The sequence below is a fragment of the Bremerella sp. P1 genome (assembly GCF_028748185.1).
Taxonomy (GTDB): Bacteria; Planctomycetota; Planctomycetia; order Pirellulales; family Pirellulaceae; genus Bremerella.
The window spans coordinates 2,627,932-2,652,582 of the sequence record NZ_CP118164.1 but is presented as its reverse complement, the minus strand read 5'-3'; the positions used below and the strand labels follow the sequence as shown (position 1 = coordinate 2,652,582).

The 24,651-nt window shown below is 55.9% G+C and carries 19 protein-coding genes; 10 read left to right on the top strand and 9 right to left on the bottom strand.

The features are described 5' to 3' along the window. Nucleotides 1–149 precede the first annotated feature (149 nt). Nucleotides 150–1,700: a sigma-70 family RNA polymerase sigma factor gene (locus PSR63_RS10940; RefSeq protein ID WP_443111117.1), complete on the bottom strand. Its 1,551-nt coding sequence runs from the start codon at nt 1,698–1,700 to the stop codon at nt 150–152. 1,333 nt (nt 1,701–3,033) lie between these two features. Between PSR63_RS10940 and PSR63_RS10935 the strand changes: the two genes are divergently transcribed. The 4 genes from PSR63_RS10935 to PSR63_RS10920 all read left to right on the top strand — a co-directional run bounded on the left by PSR63_RS10935 (nt 3,034) and on the right by PSR63_RS10920 (nt 6,010). Then, a complete protein-coding gene (locus PSR63_RS10935) occupies nt 3,034–3,828 on the top strand; it encodes an SDR family NAD(P)-dependent oxidoreductase (RefSeq protein WP_274333223.1) in 795 nt (264 codons plus the stop codon). Nucleotides 3,829–3,979: 151 nt separating this feature from the next. After that, complete coding sequence (locus tag PSR63_RS10930) at nt 3,980–4,519, top strand: hypothetical protein (protein WP_274333221.1); 540 nt, start codon at nt 3,980–3,982, stop codon at nt 4,517–4,519. Between the two features lie 18 nt (nt 4,520–4,537). Next, complete coding sequence (locus PSR63_RS10925; RefSeq protein WP_274333219.1) at nt 4,538–5,257, top strand: lipoate--protein ligase family protein; 720 nt, start codon at nt 4,538–4,540, stop codon at nt 5,255–5,257. A 75-nt stretch (nt 5,258–5,332) separates the two neighbouring features. Further along, on the top strand, nt 5,333–6,010 hold the full coding sequence (locus PSR63_RS10920) for a basic secretory protein-like protein (RefSeq protein WP_274333217.1): 678 nt from the start codon (nt 5,333–5,335) through the stop codon (nt 6,008–6,010). Nucleotide 6,011: 1 nt separating this feature from the next. On the opposite strand, the gene mutY is transcribed toward PSR63_RS10920, so the two are convergent. Then, nucleotides 6,012–7,136 carry an A/G-specific adenine glycosylase gene (gene mutY / locus PSR63_RS10915; RefSeq protein ID WP_274333216.1) on the bottom strand — a complete coding sequence of 375 codons (1,125 nt, stop codon included), beginning with the start codon at nt 7,134–7,136 and terminating at the stop codon, nt 6,012–6,014. 152 nt (nt 7,137–7,288) lie between these two features. Here mutY and PSR63_RS10910 point away from each other — a divergent pair, with 152 nt between their 5' ends. Then, entirely contained in the window at nt 7,289–8,272 is a 984-nt protein-coding gene (locus tag PSR63_RS10910) for an alpha/beta hydrolase family protein (RefSeq protein WP_274333214.1), read from the top strand. Here the strand turns inward: PSR63_RS10910 and PSR63_RS10905 are convergent. Beyond that, nucleotides 8,269–9,255 (bottom strand): DUF1559 family PulG-like putative transporter, encoded by a 987-nt coding sequence (locus PSR63_RS10905; RefSeq protein ID WP_274333212.1) that lies wholly within the window; start codon nt 9,253–9,255, stop codon nt 8,269–8,271. The genes PSR63_RS10910 and PSR63_RS10905 overlap by 4 nt on opposite strands. A 52-nt stretch (nt 9,256–9,307) precedes the next feature. Then, on the bottom strand, nt 9,308–9,472 hold the full coding sequence (locus PSR63_RS10900) for a hypothetical protein (protein WP_274333210.1): 165 nt from the start codon (nt 9,470–9,472) through the stop codon (nt 9,308–9,310). 514 nt (nt 9,473–9,986) lie between these two features. Between PSR63_RS10900 and PSR63_RS10895 the strand changes: the two genes are divergently transcribed. Further along, a complete protein-coding gene (locus PSR63_RS10895; protein ID WP_274333208.1) occupies nt 9,987–11,672 on the top strand; it encodes an alpha-keto acid decarboxylase family protein in 1,686 nt (561 codons plus the stop codon). A gap of 6 nt (nt 11,673–11,678) precedes the next feature. Here the strand turns inward: PSR63_RS10895 and PSR63_RS10890 are convergent, their stop codons facing one another. Both PSR63_RS10890 and PSR63_RS10885 read right to left on the bottom strand, forming a co-directional pair. Continuing rightward, entirely contained in the window at nt 11,679–13,118 is a 1,440-nt protein-coding gene (locus PSR63_RS10890) for a DUF1552 domain-containing protein (protein WP_274333207.1), read from the bottom strand. A 31-nt stretch (nt 13,119–13,149) separates the two neighbouring features. After that, nucleotides 13,150–15,630 (bottom strand): DUF1592 domain-containing protein, encoded by a 2,481-nt coding sequence (locus tag PSR63_RS10885; protein WP_274333206.1) that lies wholly within the window; start codon nt 15,628–15,630, stop codon nt 13,150–13,152. Between the two features lie 84 nt (nt 15,631–15,714). Between PSR63_RS10885 and PSR63_RS10880 the strand changes: the two genes are divergently transcribed. From PSR63_RS10880 to PSR63_RS10865, 4 genes are all read left to right on the top strand, one after another. Further along, nucleotides 15,715–16,710, top strand: coding sequence for a zinc-binding dehydrogenase (locus PSR63_RS10880; protein ID WP_274333204.1), 996 nt, complete (start codon nt 15,715–15,717; stop codon nt 16,708–16,710). 62 nt (nt 16,711–16,772) lie between these two features. Continuing rightward, on the top strand, nt 16,773–17,801 hold the full coding sequence (locus PSR63_RS10875) for an aldo/keto reductase (protein WP_274333202.1): 1,029 nt from the start codon (nt 16,773–16,775) through the stop codon (nt 17,799–17,801). Between the two features lie 118 nt (nt 17,802–17,919). Beyond that, nucleotides 17,920–19,344: an arylsulfatase gene (locus tag PSR63_RS10870; protein ID WP_274333200.1), complete on the top strand. Its 1,425-nt coding sequence runs from the start codon at nt 17,920–17,922 to the stop codon at nt 19,342–19,344. Between the two features lie 92 nt (nt 19,345–19,436). Further along, nucleotides 19,437–20,432 carry a hypothetical protein gene (locus tag PSR63_RS10865; protein ID WP_274333198.1) on the top strand — a complete coding sequence of 332 codons (996 nt, stop codon included), beginning with the start codon at nt 19,437–19,439 and terminating at the stop codon, nt 20,430–20,432. Nucleotides 20,433–20,463: 31 nt separating this feature from the next. Here PSR63_RS10865 and PSR63_RS10860 read toward each other — a convergent pair whose 3' ends face one another. The 3 genes from PSR63_RS10860 to PSR63_RS10850 all read right to left on the bottom strand — a co-directional run bounded on the left by PSR63_RS10860 (nt 20,464) and on the right by PSR63_RS10850 (nt 24,580). Then, a complete protein-coding gene (locus PSR63_RS10860) occupies nt 20,464–20,799 on the bottom strand; it encodes a ribonuclease E inhibitor RraB (RefSeq protein WP_274333196.1) in 336 nt (111 codons plus the stop codon). A 142-nt stretch (nt 20,800–20,941) separates the two neighbouring features. Beyond that, nucleotides 20,942–22,246, bottom strand: a complete 1,305-nt coding sequence (locus PSR63_RS10855; protein ID WP_274333194.1) for a DUF1501 domain-containing protein — start codon at nt 22,244–22,246, stop codon at nt 20,942–20,944. A 30-nt stretch (nt 22,247–22,276) separates the two neighbouring features. After that, nucleotides 22,277–24,580: a hypothetical protein gene (locus PSR63_RS10850; RefSeq protein WP_274333192.1), complete on the bottom strand. Its 2,304-nt coding sequence runs from the start codon at nt 24,578–24,580 to the stop codon at nt 22,277–22,279. Nucleotides 24,581–24,651 lie beyond the last annotated feature (71 nt).

Below are 24,651 nucleotides of genomic sequence, written 5' to 3'. Positions count from 1 at the left end.
TATCAACATCTTATCAAATGGCTGTCGACGGGTTACCGACAGCATACTGACAGGTTAGTGAATAGTTTTCCACAGGTGAAAGAGACAATAAAAAAGCCGGACCCATGTGAGTCCGGCTCTTGAATTTCGAAAGTGATCGTCGCTTTGACTTAGTCGAGGAAGCCGACCAGGTCTTGGCTGCGGCTAGGCTGTTGCAGCTTACGGACGGCCTTGGCTTCGATCTGGCGGATACGTTCGCGAGTCACTTTGAAGATGTGACCGACTTCCTCCAGGGTGTAGCTGTAGCCATCGCCCAAACCGTAACGCAGCTTGATGATCTCGCGTTCGCGGTAGCTGAGGGTCTTGAGCACGCGACCGATACGACCACGCAGCATTTCCTGAGCAGCACCGTTGGCTGGGCTTTCGGCTTCGCCATCGGGAAGTAGATCGCCGAACTGGCTGTCTTCGCTGTTACCGACAGGGCGGTCGAGCGAGATCGGATAGCGGCTCATAGCCAGCACGCGGCGGGCTTCTTCCACCGTGGTACCAGCACGACGTGCCGTTTCTTCGATGGTCGGTTCGCGGCCTTTTTCCTGCAGCAGCTGACGCGCCACATTGCGAACGCGGGACATGGTTTCGACCATGTGAACCGGGATACGAATGGTTCGGCTTTGGTCAGCAACCGCTCGGGTAATGGCCTGACGAATCCACCAGGTGGCGTACGTACAGAACTTGAAACCACGACGGTATTCAAACTTGTCGACCGCACGCATCAGACCGGCGTTACCTTCCTGGATGAGGTCCAGGAAGCTCAAACCACGGTTGCGATACTTCTTGGCGATCGAGACCACCAGACGCAAGTTCCCTTCGGACAACTCACGCTTGGCTTGCTGGTATTCCGAATAGATCGCTTTGACGGCCTGACAGCGACGGTTCAGACTCTTGGGAGTCTCTTGCGTGGCCATCAGCAGGTTGCGGTATTCGGCCAGCAGCGGCTGACGATCTTCCATCGGCGTGTTGGCCGCTTTGTGATCGTCCAGGCGAGCTTTGAGCTCGTTAATGCGACGGCAGAATTCTTCCAGCACGCCGATCTTCGACTCAATTCGCTGGGTACGTAGACCCAATTCTTCAATCAGTTTCACCACGCGCTGACGGCGGTAGCTCAAGCGACGCCATGCAGCGGCACGCTTGTCAGCCGATGCCGACTTGCTTAGCGCGGTAATGTAGTCACGACGGTTTCGCTTCAGCAGGCGATCGATGGTAACCAGATTCATCGGCATGCGGCCCATGATCTGTTCTTTTTCCAGGCGATCGGTCACCGAAACTTGGACCGTACGATCGAACGGGAGTTCGCCATCCTGTACGCGCTGCAAAACCTTAAAGGAATCTTGGGCGACGTAGTCGCACTCCAAGAGCAAGCGTCGGAACTTGGCTCGCGTTTGTTCGATCTTACGAGCGAGGAAGATTTCCTGTTGGCGGGTCAACAAAGGAATCTCGCCCATTTGCGTCAGGTACATCCGAACCGGGTCATCGGACCAGGTTTCGCTATCTTCGCTGAACTCATCGGATGAATCGTCTGCCGAATCATTCGACATATCATCCGAGTTCATTATGCGTTCGTCGTCGGAATCATCGATCACATCGACGGCAGCATCGTCGAAGCTACGCGGACGTACTCGTGCATCATCATCTTCGAAATCGTCAATCAACGAATCGTACAACATATCACTCCTTCACTCGCCAAAGTGAGGCTCGTATTCTTCTGATTTAACCCATGGGTGACGGGAAAAGTTCTGCGGTCGTCCCGCCCTATCCGCGTGCTTTTCTGTGGCATTCATTGCGATGAAAAACTTCGCAAGTCTACCACCTAACGCGCGGATGACTGCCTTCCGTGGATATTTGGAAAGAGATTACATTTAACGCGTGCTTGCGGCCTGCTTAGCTTGCCCAATCCCGAAAGTTCTGTGCTGAGCCAAGCGGAGTTTCGCCAATCTTGCGAATCCTCTCGCGGCATCGAAGCAGCAAACGGACATGGCCGGCAGCGTGCAACGTGTCAGTTGGTAATCCGTGCCCCTTTCCTCCAGCAGCAAGTCCTGTCCTGCTACTGGGCGACTCAGCTTCTTGCTGTGCCGAAGAATCACTCTAACCCTTGTTTACGACCAGACTTTCAACTCCCTAAAAATCGGTCTCATCACCTAGTGTAATCAACCGGAATGCCGCAATTCCATGAACTTTGCCGCTTATCGGCGAGGTTACTGGTCTGGAAAAAGGTCCGGAAGCGTGCTATCAATTGCCTAAAGTCCGTAGTCTATCCAAAGTAAAGATCGCCATGCTCTGTTATGCGATCGAACGATCGAGTTCTTTGAATAGGAGGTCGTCTATGTCACTCAGGTTCCCTTACGGATCGAAGTGTCTCCATGTTGCGATTTGGGCAAACACTCCGCAGTAACATATGTCAACCAAACCTCAACTCGTTTCACGACAAATAGAATTCCGTCTTCGGACCACGGAAAATTTAGACCGTGGGGGCAAGGTGTTCGTGCAAGAGATGGAGGGTTTGGAGGATACGAAATTTGGGCCTGCGCCATCGAGCATCCGTTCGTCGATTGAATTCACCCAATTCTAACTGGACGCTAACCAGGGTCCAGACTTTCATGCGGGAAAATAGGAGTTTCCGCTCCTTTTCGATCTACGGACAACCACAGTCTATGTCAGCATTTTCCAGGTGCTGGGAATTCTTTCCCCTTAGCGTCATTCCTGGGGGAGGATTGCCCCAGTGCGATGCGTCGCCGCAACATGTGTTCTTTTTTCCGGTTGGCTGTTTCCCCTTTACATCGTGGGACACTCCGTAAATGGCGTGAAAACACCACATTTTTGGCCTGAATCTCAACTCTCGTGAGATTGATCGATCGATTTTGAGACAATTCCCCCTGGCACTCGTCGCGGGGCCAATCCGTGAATTGCGGCCCGTGGGTTGCCCCGTTAGCATTACCCCACAGGAAGATCCTTCTTCTGCGAATATTCCTACCTCGATCAGCCCGGAAAAACAAAATCATGACGCAGCGAGATTTCGAAGGACAAGTGGTCCTGGTGACTGGTTCCAGCCAAGGTATCGGCAAAGCGGCCGCGATCGAGTTTGCCAGGCAAGGCGCCAAGGTCATCGTCAATTACCACAGCAGCCCGGCGAAGGCCGAAGAGGTAGTTGCCGAAATCGAAAAGCTGGGCAGCGAAGCGATCGCGGTAAAATGTGATGTCTCGAGCTACGAAGGGGTCGAAGCGATGGTCGCCCAGGGTGTCGAGCGATTCGGCAAGCTGGACATCGCGGTCTCGAATGCGGTCTACAGCGATCGCGAATTCTTCTACGAAGCCGATATGGACGGATTCCGCCGCACGATCGAAGTCACCATGTGGGGTGCGTTTCATCTTCTCAGGGCAGCTTCGCGGCAAATGATCGCCCAGAAAACGCCCGGTGCCATCACCATCATCAGTTCGCCGCATGCATTCATTCCAGCCCCTAAGGCCATGGCCTACAACATGTCGAAAGCGGCCATCGAGCATATGGCCAAGACGGCAGCGATTGAACTTTCCGATTTCAAGATCCGCGTGAACATCGTACAGCCTGGCTGGACCGACACGCCTGGCGAACGCAAATTCGCTACCGATGACGTTCTGGAAGAAGGGGGTTCCAAGATCCCCGCAGGTCGTCTCGGAACGCCCGAGGAAATGGCCGAAGCGATCTGCTACATGAGCAGTCCGAGAAACAGCTACACGACCGGAGCCACACTTCTGGTCGACGGTGGAATCTCACTCCCTTGGTGGGGCAAGACCGGTCGAGCTGCCCCTAGCTAACGCTGCAAGTAGATCGCAACGGTAAAGATTTTCAAAAATCGGCCTCATTCCTGCCTGTCGTTTTCCCACCGAGCGGTCGGGGGAGTAGACTAAATGGTTTCCATGAGCTTGTTTCCCGTTTAGATAGATCACTCGCGACCGCACAGAAGCTATGGCTCAAACTTATCTGCTGACGACCCCTGATGGCGAAGAGGTTCATGTCGAGTCCTCGCAAGCCGGTGAAACGATTACCACGGCCAGTGGCAAGACGGTCGAAGTCCCTACGCTTCGCGAACTCAAGAAGCTGCCGCTGGTTGAAAAAGAAGAAGCCCCAGCGCGGCGAGAATGGTCGGTTGGTCAATCGATCCTCTTTGTGGTGGGCCTGCTTCTACTGTTAGGGTGCTCGGTCAGTTCGGTCGCTTTGTATCGCATCACTCCGCTCGAGTCGCTGGACAAGGCCCGCGAAGTCCCGATCGAACTGATCGAAGGGGACGTCGAAAAGTGGACCATGGAAGATACGCTCAGCTTCTGGGCGTTTGCTACCAGTGGTCGGGCACTGGGCGATATGCGCGGAAACGCTTCCACGGATCGCTACGTACTCGACGTCTACGAGTCGCGGCAGACATTCTTGATGCTCTCGGTTGCTGGCGTTGTCCTGGGTCTGATTTTGATGGGCGGTGCATTTGCATTTCCTGGCAAGAGCACCAGCTAGGCTGAAGCAAACCGGTCCATGCAACTTCTCGATCTCACCCTGCCGTCGCCTGAAGAGAATCTGGCGCTGGACGAAGCTTTGCTCAGTGAAGCCGAAGCCGGCAGCCAGCCGGTTGAAGTTTTGCGAATCTGGGAACCGGTTGAGCCGCTGGTGGTCATCGGCCGTGCTTCCAAGCTCCACGAAGAAGTCAACGTCGAGGTCTGCCAACAGCGCGGTATTCGCTTTCTTCGTCGGGCCAGTGGTGGTGCCTCGGTGGTAACAGGCCGCGGCTGTTTGATGTACGCCGTTGTCCTCAGCTACGAGTTACACCCCGAGCTGGCAGCACTCGATGTCTGTCATCAGTACGTCATGGGGCGACTACAAACTTCGCTCGCCCGCGAGGTGCCTGAGATCGATTTTCAAGGGACGTGCGACCTGACGCTCGACGGGCGAAAATTCTCTGGCAATAGCCTAAGGTGTAAGCGCACGCATCTCATCTATCACGGTACGCTTCTCTACGACTTTGATTTAAAGCTGATACCGGAACTGCTCCGCACGCCACCGCGAATGCCCGATTATCGCGAGCGTCGTCCGCACGAATCGTTTGTTACCAACGTACCCATCGCCCGCGAAATCATCCGCCAACGGCTCATTGAAGCCTGGGAAACAGACGGCGAGATGGTCGATTGGCCCCGCGAAGCGACTGCTCAACTAGTTGCGGAAAAATATACAAATTCGGAATGGACCTCAATGCGATAGAGATTTCCGTTGGCTACGATGGGGGCAATATTTTCGTCCCCTATGTTCTCCTTTCGCAACCGAAGAGGCCACTCGATGCGATTCTCTCTGCTAGTACTCACTGGGTTGTTGTTAGCTCCCACAACGGTCTTCGCCAATGACACTACCCAAGAGCCTTCGCCACCCAAGGTGAAGGTCATCGTCGATACGACGGAAGTCCCCGAACTGAAAGAATGGGGCGATAACGCCGCCAAGCTGATCGAACAGTGGCATCCCAAGGTCGCCGAGATGTTACAGCAAGAAGGCTTCACGCCGCCCCAGGAAGTTCGCGTCGTCTTCAAGAAGGACATGAAGGGGGTCGCCCATACCATTCGCAATCAGATCGTGATCGCCGGCGATTGGGTAAAGCAGCATCCCGAAGATTCCGGCATGGTCGTGCATGAACTGGCGCACGTGATTCAAGCTTATCCTCGTGGAGGCCCCTTCTGGTTGGTCGAAGGGATTGCCGACTACATTCGTTTCTATAAGTACGAACCACAGACACGTCTTCGCGGTATTAATCCCGAGCGGCAAAGCTACCGCGACGGCTACCGTACCAGTGCCCAGTTTGTTGCATGGTTGGATAAGACACATCCTGGCATCGTGCAGAAGATCAACGAAGCGATTCGGAAGCACGAATATCAGAACGCCATGATTCGCGAGACAACCGGGAAGAGCGTCGAACAGCTGTGGGATGAGTTCGTCCAATCCGAAGACTCCCACGGACGGCGATAGATCACACCAGCTTGGCTAACTTCCGGCCGGTCGTCGATAACGGTAGATCGGTCAGGTGCGAAGCATCGCGCCACTGCCATACGCGGGGCTCGCCATCGGGGCCAGCCTCGGGGCGAAGGCGACCTTTCTTGTAAGCCATCTCGTGACACAGAAGCGTGATGCGATACTTGGTGACGCCATGCTTGATCGTCGTCACGTGAGAACCCAACGAGGCCTCAATTCCCGAGGCCTCTTTCAGTTGGGCTTCCACCACGTTCAGTTCTTCTTGGTTCTCCACAGAGAACCGGGGGAAATCCCATAGGCCCGCCCAGCGTTCGTCTTGCCCGCATTGCCGCACGAGGACCTCGTTCTTACGGCGTACGACCAGGGCGATCTCGGTGATAGGAATAAATTCGATCTTCTTCTTAGGCTGCGGAATCTCATCCTGCCGGCCTTGCTGATACGCCTCGCAGTGGGCAACCAAAGGACATTGCGAACAACTGGGATTCTTGGGCGTGCAGACCAGGCTGCCGATCTCCATCAGGGCCTGGTTGAAGATACCGACATCATGATCGGGAAGAATCTCTTCCGCGAATTCCCATAGCCGTTTTTGACTTGCTGAGGTTGTAAGTACCTGGTCCCAACCGATGAGCCTGGCAAACAGTCGCTGCGTATTCGCTTCCAGGATCGGAGCTTTGAGACCATAGGCAATCGAAGCGATCGCCCCCGCCGTATATCTGCCGATACCAGGCAGGCTTTGGATCTCGTCGACCGTCTGCGGGAACTTGCCGTCGTAACGCTCGACAATTTCCTTGGCGGCGGCGTGCAGTTGGCGAGCCCGGCGATAGTAGCCAAGCCCTTCCCAAAGCAGTAGTACCTGTTGTTCTTCGGCCTCGGCCAGGTCGCTCACGTGCGGAAACTCGGCCGTAAATCGGCGGAAGTATTCTTTGACCGTCGCGACTTGCGTCTGCTGAAGCATGATTTCGCTGATCCAGACGCGATAAGGGTCCTGCGATTTCCGCCACGGCAAATCCCGTTTGTGGGCCGCGAACCAGGCAAATACGTGCGATTGAAACGCAGCCAGCGACCCGCCCACAGGCGAAGAATTCTCTGGTTTCGAGCGAGATTTCGACTTGGTGCGTGGCATGGGGGAACTTCGGATAGGCGAAAACCCCAAGGTTAGCCTTTTCGTTTGACCTGACAACCGGACGACCTTGGAGAGCAAGCCGCTGTTTCAATCTCGATCTCCCCCGAGTTACAATAGGCCTGTTCCCCCGATTGGTTTATCAGGTTGCCTTAATGTCGTACCGCTTGTTTGTAGTGCTCGTTGGATTTTCGGTCACCACGTGCTTTGGTTTGGGCTGTTCCCAAAACCAGCCGGTCACCGAAACGCTCGTGGAATCCGAGTTCGCCGACCAACTGCTCGCCCCGGCGAATTACCTGAGCAACATCGCCAGGCAGGCTCCCGACGCCGTTTTCAGAGTGGAGCGAGGTGGTGGTGTTCGTAAAGCGGTCGTGCAGACGAAGCTTCCCAACGGACAATCGATGACACTGTGGATCTATCATCCGGATCCGCTGCCTCAGACGAAGATACCGTGCGTCTTCATTGCCCCAGCCGGAACGATGATGATCCACGGCCTGCAACTTGCCAATGGAGATACTCCCGAACACTTACCGTGGGCACGAGCTGGCTTCGCAGTGGTTGCGTACGAACTTAGTGGCAATGCGGACGCTCAGACTTCGTCAGATGACCAGTTAAAGTCGGCTGCCGAGAAATTCCGCCAGGCCAAGTCAGGACTTCTCAACGCGCAGGTCGCCATGGCCTACGCCCGGGAGAAAGTCTCATTTGTCGATCCCCAACAGTTTTACACCGCCGGTCATAGTTCTGCCGGGACGATGGCTCTCTACGTCGCCGAGATGGAACCTCAGGTGAAAGGAGCCATCGCGTTTATGCCAGCGGTTGATATCCGCGCTTCTTTGGGTGTCGATGGGATCACCTACGTGCAGAATGCCGAGATCGTGCCGGAGGCTGGCATTTACGTCAATGAAATTTCGCCGATCACCCACATCCATCGCTTAAGCCGACCTACGTTTCTATTCATCGCAGGTGACGATCGGCCTGATATCACCGGGCCGGCCGATTCGTTCGGCAAAAAGCTTCGCGAAATGGGAAGCGATGTCACGGTCGTCCGTGTCCCGAGAGGTGGTCACTTCGAGCCAATGCTCGACCCCGGCATTCCCATGGCGATTAGTTGGTTGAAGATGATTACGCAGAACAACTAGGGATCGTTCTTTTCTCCGTCGTTGCGAATCATCATCTGCTGAAGAACACCCATCTTGCCTGCCGTCGGTTCAGGCTGCCACTGCGTATCCGTATCGGTGGTGAGAAACTCAACCGATCCGTCGACCAGCAGCACGTTAGCCCCGCCGGGGTGCAGACTTGAAAAGCCTTCGCCGCACAGCATATCGCCATCCCAGGGTGGTGCATTGATCTTTGGCTTGGCCCCAGCAACCACATTCCAGATCGACGGCCCACCGTCGTGCTTCATCGGGTCAGGCACACCAGGCCAACTGCCGGCACGGCAACGCGTTAAATCACGTTCGCCGAGCATGATGGTGTGACTGACCCCATCGGTCACATCGGCCAGGGTCACCGCAGAGTTTCCGTAGAAGATGCCGGTGTTCACTTGGCTGCCGACGGCATCATGACGGTGCCCAGCGTTGCCGACGTACATGCTCAGCCCGAAAGGGACCGGATTGCCATCGTGAACCCAGCGTCGGTCGGGGTGGTTTTCGCCGTTGTAAGCCAGGGCATCGTCCGAAGGACACAAGTATTCTTGAAAGTAAGTTTGTACGAACTCCATACGCTGATCATCGGCGATCAAGACTTCGGCCAGTGGCGTCTCTAAATCTTGCGGCGTGGGATAGGTGATGTCGGTCATGCTGACCAGTTTGGAAGGCCATCCCCATGTTGGCAGCGAAGGCGCTTCATCCATCGGCACTTCCCACCCAGGCGGGAACGCATTGTGGACCACATAGTAGTCCTCGATCTGAACGCCCAACTGCCGCAGATGATTCATGCAGGTCGTTCGCCGTGCGTTTTCTCGGACTTGCAAAAGGGCCGAGGCGATCGGACCGAGAACGACGCAGCCGATAAGTAGGACCAAAAAGAGAACACCTCCAACAATCAGAGGTGTTCGAGATCGATCACGCTGGTCATTCACTTCAGCAAGCGACGGATCGGAATCAGAATTCAATTGGGACATGGTGCTAGGCGGCGAATCAGTAGGCTAAACAAGGACTATGCCGCCCATTAAATCAGTTTGCCTGCCACAACGCCAACGCGGGTCCCAAGATAAGAAGTCCGGCGATCAATCCTAGGCCGACGATTGCGACGGCCAACCAGGAGACAACGTCCGGGGGTGATTTAGCATCAGGATCGGAATGTGGATAACCTCGATCAAGTTCTTGTTGTTTGGTCATGGTATTCTCCTCGAATGTCTAACGAGAAATTCTCGGGTGAGCCGCTTTGCTCACGGGCTTTCCTGAAGAGGTAAGAAGCAAACAGTGCGCCGACCATTGCTGTAGGTAAGAAAAGGGGGGAGGCGAAACGACCTTCGCCTCGGGGCAGTGAGGCTGCAGTCCATTTCACCCCCCAACCCAAGCTCCTGACAGCCGCTGCCCGACTGTCGGATAACTCGCGAAATTAAGTGGTTAAAAAAACAGAACCGAAGTTTAAGTAACGCTTTAACCAGTAATCTGTGAGGAATCTCTCATTTCACCTATAAAATGTCCTGGATCTCGCAAACCCCCCGATATCACACGCTTTTGCCCCTTCTGACGAAATAGGTGCTTTGCCATACTGTGGGGGCATGGGGTGGGGGTAGGGTAGCCATCAGCTATCACGAACAAGAATTACCTGCCGCGAAAGGATCGAATTTCTACAATGTAGGTAGCTGGCTTTTCACACGTACCGTTTGATTGGGAGTCGACCAGGATGAATCGTTCCGCCCCTTCCCCGAGTGTGCCTGTCTCGCAAACTGTGAGCGGTGTTTCGATCGGCCAGTATCTCATTCGGCGGCTGCAGGAATATGGCCTGGAAGACATCTTTGGCATTCCTGGCGACTATATCCTTTCCTTCTACGGCATGCTCGAGAAGAGTCCCATCAACGTGGTGGGCTGTACCCGGGAAGACTGTGCAGGCTTCGCGGCCGATTCCTATGCACGCGTGAAAGGACTGGGTGCGGTTTGCGTGACGTACTGTGTCGGCGGTCTTAGCATTTGTAACAGCATTGCCGGAGCCTACGCCGAGAAGTCCCCCGTGGTTATTCTGACCGGTTCGCCCGGCCTGCGAGAACGCAACAACAATCCTCTTTTGCACCACATGGTGCGCGACTTCAACACGCAGAAAGATGTCTTCGAGAAGCTTTGCATCGCCGGCGCGGAACTCTCGGACCCGGTGAGTGCCTTCCGTGAGATCGATCGCGTGTTGGATGCGGTCGTGCGTTTCAAGCGGCCTGGCTACATTGAACTGCCGCGCGACATGGTGAATGTCGTTCCGCATATCAGCCACGTCTTTCCTTCTCAGGAAAACACCAGTGATCCACAGGCATTGACCGAAGCCGTCGGCGAAGCGGCGCAGTTGATTGAAAATGCCGAGAAGCCGGTGATTCTGGCCGGCGTCGAGCTGCACCGCTTTCATCTCCAGGATGAACTGGTTGCCCTAGCTGAGCATACCCAGATTCCGGTCGCGGCTACCGTGCTGGGCAAAAGTGTCATTCGAGAAACGCATCCCTTGTATGTCGGTCTTTACGAAGGGGCGATTGGCCGGGAAGAAGTGACCCGGTTTGTCGAAGAGAGTGACCTGGTGCTGCTGCTGGGGACGTTCATGACCGACATCAACATGGGCGTCTTCACGGCGAACCTCGATCCGTCGAAGTGCATTTATGCGACCAGCGAGCAACTTCGCCTGAAGCATCATCACTATCACGGCATCACGCTTCCTGAATTTGTACGGCAGCTTGCCCAGCGAAACATCACATGTGCCAAACGCACGCTGCCCGAAGGGATCCGCATGCAGATGCCCCCGGTCGGCGACATCACCGACAATCCGATCACCACACAGCGCATGATGCAGATGATCAATCCTCTGCTGGATGACGAAACGGTTGTCATTGCCGATATCGGTGATTCGCTCTTTGCCGCGACGGAACTGGTCACCCAGGGACGCAGCGAATTCTTGAGCCCTGCTTACTACACGTCCATGGGATTCGCCGTACCGGCCACGCTCGGTGCCCAGACGGCCCGCCGCGATGCTCGCATCGTGGCTGTGATCGGTGACGGGGCTTTCCAGATGACCGGCATGGAATTGTCGACCATCGTCCGGCTTGGCTACGACCCGGTGATTATCGTGTTGGACAATCACGGCTACGGAACCGAGCGCTGGCTACACCCAGGCGACTGGAAGTACAACGAGATACACCCTTGGTCGTACAGCAAACTGCCCGAAGTCCTGCGCGGCGGCAAAGGGTACGAAGTCAGCACCGAAAAAGAATTCCACGCGGCCCTGCACCAAGCCTGGGACGATCGCGATGCAATGAGCATCATTCACGTCCACTTGCCAGAAGATGACGCCAGTCCAACCCTGCATCGGTTGAGCCACCGATTGGGAGCGAATGTTTGATAGGCGTTAGACCAAATCGGGAAGCCGCCCGCCGAATGCGGCACCGGGCGACGTGACGCTGTCGCCGAACTCGCCCACTTTCACCCCGACTCGGTCGAGCATTTCGATGAAGAGGTTCGCCATCGGGGTTCCTTGCGGGAAGGCGATGTGGCGACCGGTTTTGAGGGTGCCTTGAGCGTTACCAACCAGCATCGCCGGGTAGTCTTCGCGGTGGTGGCCCCCGTCGGCCATGTAGCTGGTAAACAGCAGAAGCGTGTTATCCAATAGGCTCGCACCCCCCTCGTCAATGGCTGCCATCTTATCGACTACGCGGGCAAAGTGCTGGACAAACCAGTGACTTACCTGGCGGCAAGCCTCGCGAGCGATCGGATCGCTGCGGCGTGGATCGGGGTTGCCTCCTTGGTGTTCGAGCGTGTGAAAGTGCCGCTCGAAACCGACCGTCACCACGCCTGGCATCATCGAACCGTCGCTGCCGACAGCCATCGTGGCCACGCGGGTCGAGTCGGTTTGCAGGGCCAGAACAAACAGATCACCCATCAGGTCGATCACCTGCGATTGGACTTCCGGGTCTTGCGATGATACCTGATGAATCGGGTCCCACTCTTTGGCATTGGCAGGCAGCCCCTTGGGAATCTCGGCCGGCACACCCATGCCGTCGGCCATCATCTCGGCCGCTTGAGCTTCAACCAACGCAATCCGCCGCTCGACCGATTCGACGCTGGCCAGATACTGCTCTAGCTTCTGCTGGTCGAACTTGCCGACCTTCTTCTGCAGCCGTCGAGCGTCTTCCATCACCATGTCGAGGATGTGCCGATCGATCGACTTCTCAGCGGGCACGCTGGCTTGTTTGGCTTGATTCTCCGCGCGACGCTTGGCCCGGGCCGACCAATCCGGGGCCATGGGTTCGCGACCACGGAACATCCGATCGAAGACAACCCGCGGATTCATTTCATAAGGGACCGGCTCGCCCTTGTCGCGATACGAATACTTCCATTCATCGGGCGTCGTTGTCATCTCAAGACTAGGCAGGTAGGTCTGCGAACCGAGATGCTTGGCGGCCATCTGATCAACCGAGATGCTCGTCACCGGCACACCGTTCTCTTTGCCGACCTCCGCTGCCGCGGTCAGGTGCATCGAAGCACAGTGCTCGTGGGCGTTCACATTCTTCGAGCGACCATGGTTGGCCAGGCCTGACAGAACGAGCATCTTATCCTTGTGGGCTTCCATCGGCCGCAGGATGGAGGGAAGCTCGCTCAGGGTACCTGCCTTTTCTGGCTTCCACGATTCGATCACCGTACCGCCGACCGTCGAGTAAATACCCATCCGCATCGGGGCCACACTCTGGGAAGCAGCCAGGGCCTTGCTAGTCACCATCGATTCCAGCCACGGCAAAGCCAAGGCGGCGCCGGTTCCTTTCAGCAGCGTTCGACGGGAGATCGGTTTCATGCTCATAGCGGTACTCGGTGGATGAGTGCTCTTAAGGATTCGACGCAAGCGGTTGTTCCGCCCCGCGCTGGTATTGGAAGGGGTAACTCTCGACGATGCCGTAAATTAACTCTTGCATCTTGAAGTCGTTCTCTTCAAGACGATCGACGATGGCAGCCACTGCCGGGCGGTCCTCATAGGTGAGTTCGCGTCCCAGGGCGTAGGTCATCATCTGCTCTGTTAAGTTTCGCACGAAATGGGACTTCTGCTCCAGTAAAATCCCTTTCAGCTCAACAATGCCGTTCAGCTCACGTCCGCCTGGAAGTACGCCGGTCGCATTGACTTGCTCTCCTTGACGTTCGCGTTCGAAACGTCCGATCGGGTTGAATTCGTCGAGCGCGAAGCCGAGTGGATCCATCTTACGATGACAGCCGGCACAGGTCGAAGATTCATCCGCATGCAGCGATAGCAACTCGCGAAAACTCTTGGCCTGGTTCTTGTCCGATCCCTCGTCGATCTGCTCGACATCTGGTGGTGGCGGTGCCGGCGGATCGCCAACAAGCACATCCAACACCCATTTACCGCGCCGCGTGGGGCTGTTTCGCGAGACGTGCGAGGTCATCGCCAGGATGCCACCCATTCCGAGCAGACCGCCCCGTTCCGGGTTGCGACGCTTGTTGATCTCGGCCTTTTGGAATTCCTGTTGATAGCCGCCGTAGCGATAGATAGGGGTCAGATCGCGGTTGGTGAACGAGTAATCGGAATCCAACAACTCGATCACGCTGCGATTCTCCTGGACCAGGTGATCCATGAACATCAGCACTTCGGTTCGCATCGCATGCCGAGTACGGGCCGTGAATTCAGGGAAGAACTCTTCACTCGGCAGGGCATGATCCAGTTCATCCAGGTGCAGCCACTGCTCGGCAAAGTCGTGCACAAAGACCTGCGAACGCTCATTCTTCAGCAGCCGTGCGACTTGCTGCTTCAAGACTTCTGGCTCATGCAGCCGATTCTCGTCAGCCAGGCGAAACAGCTCTTCGTCAGGCATCGTATTGGTCAGGAAGTAGCTCAGCCGCGAAGCCAGTTCGTAGTCGGTTACCCGCTGCGGATCGCTTCCCGCCGGCGTTTGTTCGATTCGAAAGAGGAACTGCGGCGAGACGAGAACCGCCTTCAAACTGTACCGAATGCTTTCTTCAAAGGTCGAACCCTCGGTTTGCGCCATGTCGAAGATCATCAACAACCGGTCGATCTCTTCTGGCTTTGCCGGACGACGAAAGGCTCGCTTGGCGAACTGCGTGAGGATCTGCCGAGCCGCCTCTTTCGGCGGAAGCGTGTCGCTTGGCTGGGCGATAAAGATCTTCTCGTGGGCTTTTTGGCTGGGCACGATTCCCTGCGGGGAAACGGGACCGGCGACCTCCAGCGACTTCCAACCAAGATGCTTGAAGCGATGATCGTTCTCGGCCCACTTCGGGCCAAGCTCGGCATTGACGAACTCGATCGAAAGATCGATTTTGCCAGCTGGCAGTTGTAACGTCAGTACTTCCTCACCGGGATTCTCACGATCGCTGAGCACTGAGATAGACTTGCGTACCTGGCCGTTGACGGCAATCGCCAGATCAGGCTGCCACTTGGCCCACTTCGGTCCCTTGTGTCCCCATGCGGCAAGCGTTAACCGATAGGTGCCTGCTTTTTCGATCTGCAAAGGGAAATGATGGGTACTGCTCAAGCGGAACAGGCGATAGCCGTTGACCACTTCCGTTGCCGGAGGAATGGGGCCATCTTTCCCAGGACCTTCAGGCATCTCGCCTTCGAGATCGAAATCAACTTTCGTCATGTCGAAAGAAAACGACTTCGGCTTCGTATCGACCGCCCGCGAAAGCATCTCGTCGGCCGCGGCCAGGTACTTTTCGAGTTGCAGCGGGGGAATCTCCAGCGCGGTTCCTATGTTGTTGAATCCGAAGGCCACAGGATCTTCGGGCAACCCCACTGCGGTGGCCACATCGTAGTCGACCGCCAATAGGTCGCGCATCGTGTGGTTGTATTGCAAGCGGTTCAAGCGGCGAAAGACAACCTGACCGGGATCGCTCGGGGGCTTCTCGTCTAGATGTTTGCCCAGCGACTCAGCCCAAGTGACCAGTACCTTCCGCTCTGCCTCCGAAGGTTGGTCTTCGTCTTTAGGCGGCATGAATTGGTCTTTTTGCGACTGGGCCATCTTCAGCCAAGTCCGCACATGAGCGAACATCCGCTGCGGTGAGTCAAACCGATCTAGGGTGACATTGCCGCTTGGGGCATCGGTCGTGTGGCAGTGCAGGCAATATTGATCGAGAATAGGAAGGACGTCCGCGTGGAACTGTTCGGCACTTTGCTCAAGCTGCGGCGTCGCGAACTCATCAGCGCACGCCGGGTAACCAAGCGTTGCCCAAGCGCATCCGAGGCCTAGGATGCAAACAAAGATTGGCCGGAAGAATTGAAACGTACGAATCACGCGAGAGGGATCTAGCAAAGGAGAGTAGAAGGATGGGCGATCATTCATTCTACTCGTATGACCCGAACGGGCCAAAGGTTTCACTCCGCAGCTTGCCCCAACCCACGACCGAAACCGGGAAAGGATAACCCCATGCCTGGATTGATGATTAAAGAGCTTAAGTCCCCCTTAGAACTGTCTGATTACGATTTAGGGGATTTGAAACCAGGTTACGCCAAAATCGAAGTGAAGGCGGCGGCACTGAATCACCGTGATTACTGGATCACGCAAGGCATGTACCCCGGGATCGAACTGCCCAAGGTCCTCGGTTCGGACGGGGCTGGCATCGTCACCGAGGTCGGTAGCGATGACGACAAGAGTTGGCTTAACCAGGAGGTCATCATCAATCCTGGTTGGGATTGGGGGACCAATGAGGCGGCTCAATCCGCCGACTTCACCATCCTGGGGATGCCTCACAACGGGACCTTTACCAGTCACATGCATGTGCCGGTCGAAACGCTGCGGCCCAAGCCCAAACATCTCAGCTGGGAAGAAGCGGCCGCGCTGCCCCTGGCCGGTGTGACCGCGTTTCGGGCGACGATGTCTCAGGGACAACTGCGTCCCGGCGAAAAGGTCTTGGTCAGCGGTATCGGCGGCGGCGTCGCCACGCTCGCGCTGCAATTTGCCGTCGCGATAGGGGCCGAGGTTGCCGTGACGTCGTCGAAGCCTGAGAAGCTGGCCAAGGCGAAAGAACTGGGCGCGGTCGCCGGCTACAACTACCGCGAGGAAAACTGGCACAAGAAAGCGGCCGAAGAGTTCGGTCGACCGAATCTGATTGTCGATAGCGCGGCCGGTAAAGGATACGCGAACCTGATTGCACTGGCCGCACCTGGCGGACGCATCGTGAACTACGGCGCCACGACCGGTCCCCCGGAAACGATCGATATGTTCAAAGTCTTTTGGAATCAATTGAAGTTAATCGGTACGACGATGGGCTCCACCGCCGATTTCCGCGGCATGTTAAATCTCGTCGACAAGCACGAGATTCGTCCGGTGATTGATCAAGTCTTCAGTCTCGCCCAGGGCAACGAAGCGTTGTCCCGGATGGAACAAGGCGAACAATTCGGTAAGATCGTGCTGCGGATCTGATCGTCGATCGCACTCTCTCTTGCCGAGCATCCAGCCAAAAACCCCAGAACAGAAAGAGCATCATGAAGACACGTCCTCTCGGAAAATCAGGCATCGAAGCATCCGTCGTCGCTTTTGGGGCCTGGGCAATCGGTGGATGGACTTGGGGTGGGGCCGACGAGAAGGAATCGATCGCGGCCATTCACGCCTATCTCGATGCCGGCGGCAACTTGATCGATACCGCCCCCATGTACGGCTTTGGCCGCAGCGAAGAAGTCGTCGGCAAGGCCATCGCCGATCGTCGCGATAAAGTGCTCGTCGCGACCAAGTGCAGCATGCGATGGGATCTGACCGACGCCCAGAAGAAGCGAGCCACCAAGCGTTTCAGCACGACCAAGGAAAATGTCGACTGGAGCGGCGAAAAGACCGAAGAGAGCTTCGACGTCTACATCTACAGCGGCAAGGACGGCATTCGTGAAGAGGTCGAGCGGAGCTTGAAACTGCTGCAAACGGACGTGATCGACCTGTACCAGACGCACTGGCAAATGGATAACACGCCGATCGGTGAGCGGATGGAAACGCTCATGGAACTGAAGAAGGAAGGCAAAATCCGCGCGATTGGTGTTTGCAACGCCACCCAGGAAGAGATGAACGCCTATCGCCAGTTCGGCGAGTTGGATACCGATCAGGAAAAGTATTCGATGCTCGACCGCGATCTGGAAAAGACGAATCTCGACTACTGCGCGAAGCAGGACCTCGCGTTCCTCGCCTATAGCCCTTTGAGTCAAGGTTTGCTCACCGGCAAGATCACCCCGGATCGCAAGTACGAAGAAGGGGACCAGCGCAACTTCAAGCCTCGCTTTGAGGCCGAGAATGTTCGCAAGGTTCAAGCGATGCTCGAGCCAATGCGACCGATCGCCGAAAAACATGATGCCACGCTCGCTCAGTTGACGATGGCCTGGACCTTGGCCCAACGGGGTTGTTCGCACGTGCTGTGTGGTGCTCGTACGCCGCAGCAGGCAGTCGATAATGCCAAGGCCGGCAGCATTGAACTCAGCGATGCTGAGATCAGTGAGATCACCAAGGCCGTCGAAAGCTACGATGGCGTGTAACGACCGTTTGCCCCTGCATTTTTCCCCGGAAACCAGTTTAGGTACTCGCTCGATCTGACTAAGATACAGGCACACCAATACCTATACTTTCGCGCAAACCTCGTTTCCGGGTTATGTCATGAGTTCGCCGATCCGAGCACTGCTGCTCGTTACGTTTGTTTACGCACTGGCTCAACCAACGCTGACTCAAGCGGCCGATCCTTCGCGGCCGCCGAACATTATCTACATCAATACCGACGACTGGGGCATCGGCAAGGTTCCAGCATTGAAGATGGACCCAGCCAGCGAGCGGATCATCAAGACACCGAATCTGGATCAGCTGGCCGCCGATGGGATGACCTTCACCAATGCCTACTGCGGCAATGCAGTGTGTGGACCGTCGCGCTGTTCGCTTTTGACGGGTAAGCACCCCGGCAACGCCGTCTGGCGGGCTAATCGAGCGAAGATGCCTGAGGAGTTGTGGCCTCCTAAAACTCCGCAACTCGGCGAAGTCGCGCGCAGTGCCGGCTACACGACCGCTGGCTTTGGCAAACTGAGTGCCGGCGGAACAAGCACGCCCGAGGAGATCACCGAATGTGGCTGGGACTACTGGCTCGGCTTTCTTGGGCACATCGATTGTCGCGATTACTACGCCGCCAAGATCTGGGAAAACGGCAAGCAAATCGACTTGCTGGCGAACACGCCAGATGTTCTGAAAGGGACATCGCTCATCGGTGGTGGCAGTGGCGTGGTTGGCGAAGGGAAGGGGACCTTCATCGAAGATCTCTACACCGACAAGCTTATCGAGTTCATCACTACCAACCAGGACAAACCGTTCTTCGTTTACTTTGCATCCACAGTCCCGCACGGTGGCCCTCCAGGAGGAATGCGGGTTCCTTCGCTGGAAGGCTACGACAAGGTCGAAGGGCTTACGCTTCACGAACAGGTGTACTGCGCCCTGCTCACGCGGCACGATCGCAACGTCGGCCGCATTCGAAAAGCCCTTGAGGACTTGGGCCTGGCCGAGAATACGATTGTCATTTGGACCTCGGACAACGGCGATGAGGACAGCTACTACAAGCGAACCGATACGTTTGATGGAAATGGTCCTTATCGCATGATGAAACGGTCTCTGTACGAAGGAGGTGTTCGGGCACCGATGTTCGCTGCATGGCCCGGCACGATCAAACCGGGTAGCACGTCGGACGTAATCACGACGCAGATTGACATCATGCCTACCTTGGCCGACGCTGGCGGTCAGCCGATCACCACCGAAATGGATGGCATCTCGATTTTGCCGACTTTAGCTGGAAAGCCATCCGAGCAGTCTTCGCGGGAATACATCTACTTCGAGTTCTACGAAGGAGCCAAGCAGCAGTCGGTTCGCATGGGCAAGTGGAAGGCCTACCGCAAAGGTGGCTGGAACGGGAAGCTGGAACTGTACAACCTCGATACCGACATTGGGGAAGAGCACGACATCGCCGTCGAGCATCCCGAGCTGGTAGAAAAGATGAAGGCCATCATGCGGAAAGAACATGGCGAGCATCCGATCTACAAACTGTGAGTTCTTTCGCTGGCCTGCGGGGATAGACGTGATTGATCGCGTGTTTTCAATTACGCTAATGGGTGTCCATTCTGTCACTCGGAGAACGGTCCATGTTCGGTCGACGATTCTTTCTGCTGGTACTGTTCGCACTCGCTTCGACCGAAACGGCCTTGGCCGAAGAGCCCAAACTGCTTGATCGACTGACCGTCCCAGGGCAAGGGCATCTGGAACTTCAGCGGGCGATCATCGCCGATCTCGATGGAATTCAGCTTCAGACGGTGGCCGATGTCGTGAAGCTGCGCCAGCAGTTGGAAACGATTCCTTACGATCGCGAGGCAATTCTGAAATGGAAGTTCCTCGACCAGCTCGGCTTTACCGTCGTTAAGCACGAGATTCCGCCGTCCCCCCCAGGCGTGAAAATCGAACTGATTCAAGGTCCAGCCTGGACGACCACCATTTATGACTTCACGAAAGATTCCTTCGTCGATCGCACTTCCTACGACACGACCGAGTTTACGTATGGACGCTCGCCGGTCTCGCAGATTTTTGTGAATCGCAATGGCGACTATCAGTCGATTGTTCATAACGTTCCCGGGCCGCGACAAGGGGATAGTTTCGTCCCTGGCGAAGTTTTGTCTCGCGACGCCCGGGTACTGAAAGGTCCTTACCAGCGGCGAGAAGTGGCGGGGCAAACGTTTCGTGTCATCGAGTCTCCGCAGTACGAGAACTGGCTACTTGTCGATCTCGACCAAGACGCCATCCTGGCCACCGTAGCGGTCGACAAAAAGAATCATCAGGTGTTCAACTGTTCGTTGTATTGCTACCTGCAGCCGTCCAGCGATACGTGCCGCTTTCAGATGCCCAAGCTCGTGCTTAACTTTAATTTACTGCCTGAAGATGTCTGCCACGTAACGATGCATCACTTCGACGAAGCCGACTTCGAGACGCCGGTCAAACCCCAGCAGCTTCAGGTTCCGGTTAAGCAGGGAGCTCAATACACCACGAAGTCAGGCGCCGAAGAGTTCGTGGGACGTCTACCCCGCGACATCGAAGATATCTTGAACCTCTTCCCGGAAACGGTTCAAGGAATGATCCGTAATCAATAGGAACCCCGGTGTTAGAAGTGACGGCCTTGGGTCAGTCGTCCTGGTTACCAAACGTACCGAAGCCGTCGCTGTAGCCCCCAAATGGATCGGCCAGATCGTCCAGGTTCTCTTCGATATCGAACACCGTATCGACGGTCGCTACGATCGTCTTAGTGCAGTAGCAGGTCCACTCGCCCGACTCTTCATCTTGCTCGACACTCGTTTCAAATCCAATCTTGCGAGCCTCCTGGGCGACTTGCCCGCCAGATTCCTGACTCGGTACGGCCACGAAGAAGTCCATCTCGATCGGCTTCGACAAATCCGATCCATCCTCCTCAATTTGCTTCAAGGCCTGAGCGGTAACCGCTTTTGCTTCGGGGTCGAACATGGTGGCAAGTCCTTGTGCGGTGGCAGTTGTGATGCGCCTTATTCTAGTCATGCTCGAATCGACAAGTGAATCCAGCGTGAGCGATTCACTTTGAAATAGGCGAAAGAAATTGTAGGCTCACCCGATCGATGGGATCCGGCCATCATCCCCAGAATCCATGTAGTTGTTCCGCCTCAGCGACCCCCAGGGGAAACTTCTGACTGTGCGGATGATCGAAGATCTTGGCGTATTGGCGCAGAGAGGTGTGAATATGCTCAGGGCGAATACGAACCCCTTCTGTCGCACTGGTCGCGAGGGTCTTTGGATCGAAAGGGACGGCAAACTGTTTGTCATCGGTGGCACCAAGAACACGGTTTCCCTTGATTCCGGGGCCGATAAACATGATCGAGCCAATCGACCAGTGATCCTTTCCATTCCCCTTGTTGTAGTTGGGTGTCCGCCCCATTTCGCTCTGCACAATCACGACCAGCTTCTCGCGTATCTGCAGTTCCTCAGCCCGACGGAGGACGTAGGCGACTCCCTCTAATAGCTCGGGGATCAGGGTCATCTGATCCTTGTCGTTGTTGGCGTGACTATCGAACTGGCCAATCGAAAGATTTGCCGAAACGCAAACGCCGGCTTTGAAAGACGCGAGTGCCACCTCGGCTTGCCGCGCGAGACGAGCCTTGGGAATCTCTTTGGGAATGTGGGGCGTGATGCGGAGAAGCGACTTTGAATTCACTTGCGCCGCGTACAGGATGTTCTCTGCCCGTTCACGACGCGGCAGTACTGGTTGCGACTCAAGACTACGCTGCTTGTCGGCAAGTGCCTGTTCGATTCGGTTCAGTGCGAAATCATCGTGATAGGGAGCACGTTCATTTCCATCGATCGAGTCCGCACTCGCAATCCGTTTCAGCGATGGCAGGTAGGGGACACGCGACATGGCAACCAAGTTGCCGGTGGCCGAATAGTTGCCGAACGTCAAAAACGAAAGCGGACAGGCGGGTCCCTGACAGGCAGCCACCAGCGCGGCAAACGTGGGATAGGCAAGGCTATCGAGTTTGCCCGTCGCCATGTAGCGTGAACAGGGCGCGTGGTTGTTCACAGAGTAATCCAGCCCGTTGAAGACGAGCAGTTCCTGGCCAAACTCGGCAAAGAAATCTTCGTTGCTCATCCCGTCTTGCTTGTGCCTGGCGGTCGGAGCAAACCGGTGGTTGCCTTCGGTGAGGATCTCACCTTGTTCGTACAGACGGTTGATTCCATCGATCCCTTTGGGATCCATCAGGTAAGTCGTATCCCACCCTCCGGCAGCGTTGAAGACGATGTAGTAGGGACCTTCGTAGGCCGGTAGCTCGGCTGTCTCTTGAGCATGTGACAACAAGGGGACTGTCATCGGAGCAGCAATACCTAGCCCTGCACTGGCCCACATCTTCAGAAAGTTTCGTCGCGACGCGTGGTGCTTACTCATAAATAAACTCCTCTTGTCGCAGCAGGTAGGTTACGACGGCCCGCCAGGCACGTACCGTGTAATGCGGATCAGGCACCGGTTGATGGAGCCCCTGTCGACCCATATCTCTTGCTGTTCGAAGCGCCCCTGCTTGTGAGCATCTGCGACAATGCCGGCGAAGAGATCGAATGTTCGTTGAACTTCCGGGGCAGTCACTTTGTCGTAGCGACCAAGTATCCGCTCATGCAGATGCACGATTGTCTTGCGGATTCGTGTGTCATCCTCGGTCGAAACGCGTGGCAGAACATCAGGCTCAATGCCTGCGAACAGTATCCGCTCGGAAGCAGGTCGACTGAAATCGAGAGCCACGTTTTTGCACGCAACGTCGTTGGCCAGGATGCGTTGAATGGCTCCCATCGCCCCGCTCGGGTCGACCGCTCGTTCGGTGACTTCTTTCGAGTCGATCCCACCGTATAACATCGCGGTCTGATCATTCAATCTTCCCCAGGGTTTGCCAAAGACCGCCGCAACTTTGCGATCCAACTGTTCAGGAGAGAGCATGCGGACAACACCGATGTCTTCCAATTCAGTCCGCCGCGAAGTTGTCTCCAAAGGCGATGCCAGTCCATCGGCTCGATAAAAATCGGAGACGATCCAATCCTTAATCACCATTTTGAAGTTGAATCCACTCTCGACAAAATGAGCGGCGATGTCTTCGATTTCTCGGCGCTGTTCTTGATAGGCACGATATCGCGATTCGAATAGTGGATCGTCTAAGTCTTTCGGCGCGAGCAGCGGACGCCGACCTGTCAGAAGATAATAGGCATGCTCGGTCATCGCCGTGGCAAAACGAGGATCTTCCACGGTGCGCTCCCCCAGCCACTGCAGTGCCCGCCATCGTTCTTCGTCCGGCAAATCCTCACCTTCAAAGCCAGCAGAGAACATGTCGGTAAACCAGCCCTCGTGGCGTTTCCCGTAAATGGCGAAGTTGCGATCAAATCGCCAATAGTCTTGAAACAGCCCGGCAACCGGATCGAGCGTCTTATGGCAGATCACGCATTCGGAGGCCTCCATCGTGGGAACCTCAAACTTCGCCGAGACCGAAGCGGCATCCGAGACGCGTGCCGCGAGTTCCAGCACATCAACACCCAGAAAGTGCTGATAGTACATCCGCGCCCGCAAACGGTTTCGATTCGTCTCGGTGGTTGGATAGCGGCTTAAGTACTGAAACGTGCTTAACACTCCCGCATGGGGATAGAAACCAGTTGCGGAGTCCTGATCCTCTTTCTTGTTGCGTCCTTTGAGGGCTTCGAGTTTGACGGGGACGTACTCAAAGGGATTTTCTGGATCGTGGAACTGATCTTTCATGCGATCAAAGATGCCATAGCCCCTGGCAGTATAGGGGGACACCATGATGTAATCGGCCGTGACAATCTCGCTGAAAGGAAGATCGTTCCGCACGATGTATTCGACCAGCCGCATCGGTTCGTCCAACAGCGCGGCTCGGTACTGATTGGCGAGCTTGTACCCGGCCTGTCGTCGTTCTTTTTCATCTTCGATATGGCTCAGGTCAAACTTCTGATACCAGCCTCGCGACTTCTCAAAGTGTTCGTAGGACAGGACTGTAGAATCAGGGTTCCCATCGACACCGAGCGTGAGAAAGACGTCGTTGAAGCCTTCTCGAATCCGCTCGAAGAAAGCTTCTTCGGTCATGACCTTGTCCAGGATTTCTGGTATCGCGGAGAGTCCCTGTTCGGTGACGGCGGCGAGTTCGGCGTCAGTTGGTAGTCGTCCGGCCAGAGACAGCGTCGCTCGTCGGAGCAGTTGCCGGTCGTCACACATTACTACGCCATCAAAGAAGGGTGTCTCGGTGACCGCGTCGGATGGCTTGCCGGGCGACGAATTCATTCGGTGGATGAACTCTTCCAGAAGGCGGAAACCGGTCGAATCCTTCGCGAAGACTTCCCCTCCGCCATGGTCGATCTCGCCTGTCACTTTTGCCAGCAACAGTGGTTTGCCGTCGGCCTTCAAGCCAGCCATCTGACGAAACGCAACGTAATTGCGACACATCAAATCGAGTCGCTGATCGCCTCGAGCAAGTGTCGGGTCGTGCAGAATGAAGCGGCTATCTTCCGCGTCGCCACCCGACTTGTGGCACTTGATACATTCCAGCCCGCCAACTTTAGCCCAGACATCGCGTGAGAATCGGTCGATAGCAGCTTGGCTGGACGCCAGGCCTGGGCAACGTTCTTCTGGGGCGTCGTCCGCGGCAATGGCTTGTCCACCTAGTGGCAGCATGCACGACACGGCAATCCCGAGCAGCAATCGAATCGACGAACCAGCTTGAATTCGCATGCTCAATAATCCGGAGGAAGAGGGCCTGGTCTCGCCACACATCAGCAGCGGATCCCAGGTCAATCGGAGAC

Bases quoted from the DNA above. Each gene is read 5' to 3' on its own strand.
- PSR63_RS10870 (WP_274333200.1), top strand. From the start codon at position 17,920: ATGAGTTCGCCGATCCGAGCACTGCTGCTCGTTACGTTTGTTTACGCA.
- PSR63_RS10910 (WP_274333214.1), top strand. From the start codon at position 7,289: ATGTCGTACCGCTTGTTTGTAGTGCTCGTTGGATTTTCGGTCACCACG.
- PSR63_RS10865 (WP_274333198.1), top strand. From the start codon at position 19,437: ATGTTCGGTCGACGATTCTTTCTGCTGGTACTGTTCGCACTCGCTTCG.
- PSR63_RS10855 (WP_274333194.1), bottom strand. From the start codon at position 22,246: ATGAGTAAGCACCACGCGTCGCGACGAAACTTTCTGAAGATGTGGGCC.
- PSR63_RS10920 (WP_274333217.1), top strand. From the start codon at position 5,333: ATGCGATTCTCTCTGCTAGTACTCACTGGGTTGTTGTTAGCTCCCACA.
- PSR63_RS10935 (WP_274333223.1), top strand. From the start codon at position 3,034: ATGACGCAGCGAGATTTCGAAGGACAAGTGGTCCTGGTGACTGGTTCC.
- PSR63_RS10860 (WP_274333196.1), bottom strand. From the start codon at position 20,799: ATGTTCGACCCCGAAGCAAAAGCGGTTACCGCTCAGGCCTTGAAGCAA.
- PSR63_RS10900 (WP_274333210.1), bottom strand. From the start codon at position 9,472: ATGACCAAACAACAAGAACTTGATCGAGGTTATCCACATTCCGATCCT.
- PSR63_RS10905 (WP_274333212.1), bottom strand. From the start codon at position 9,255: ATGTCCCAATTGAATTCTGATTCCGATCCGTCGCTTGCTGAAGTGAAT.
- PSR63_RS10885 (WP_274333206.1), bottom strand. From the start codon at position 15,630: ATGAATGATCGCCCATCCTTCTACTCTCCTTTGCTAGATCCCTCTCGC.
- mutY (WP_274333216.1), bottom strand. From the start codon at position 7,136: ATGCCACGCACCAAGTCGAAATCTCGCTCGAAACCAGAGAATTCTTCG.
- PSR63_RS10850 (WP_274333192.1), bottom strand. From the start codon at position 24,580: ATGCGAATTCAAGCTGGTTCGTCGATTCGATTGCTGCTCGGGATTGCC.
- PSR63_RS10875 (WP_274333202.1), top strand. From the start codon at position 16,773: ATGAAGACACGTCCTCTCGGAAAATCAGGCATCGAAGCATCCGTCGTC.
- PSR63_RS10880 (WP_274333204.1), top strand. From the start codon at position 15,715: ATGCCTGGATTGATGATTAAAGAGCTTAAGTCCCCCTTAGAACTGTCT.
- PSR63_RS10925 (WP_274333219.1), top strand. From the start codon at position 4,538: ATGCAACTTCTCGATCTCACCCTGCCGTCGCCTGAAGAGAATCTGGCG.
- PSR63_RS10930 (WP_274333221.1), top strand. From the start codon at position 3,980: ATGGCTCAAACTTATCTGCTGACGACCCCTGATGGCGAAGAGGTTCAT.
- PSR63_RS10890 (WP_274333207.1), bottom strand. From the start codon at position 13,118: ATGAAACCGATCTCCCGTCGAACGCTGCTGAAAGGAACCGGCGCCGCC.
- PSR63_RS10895 (WP_274333208.1), top strand. From the start codon at position 9,987: ATGAATCGTTCCGCCCCTTCCCCGAGTGTGCCTGTCTCGCAAACTGTG.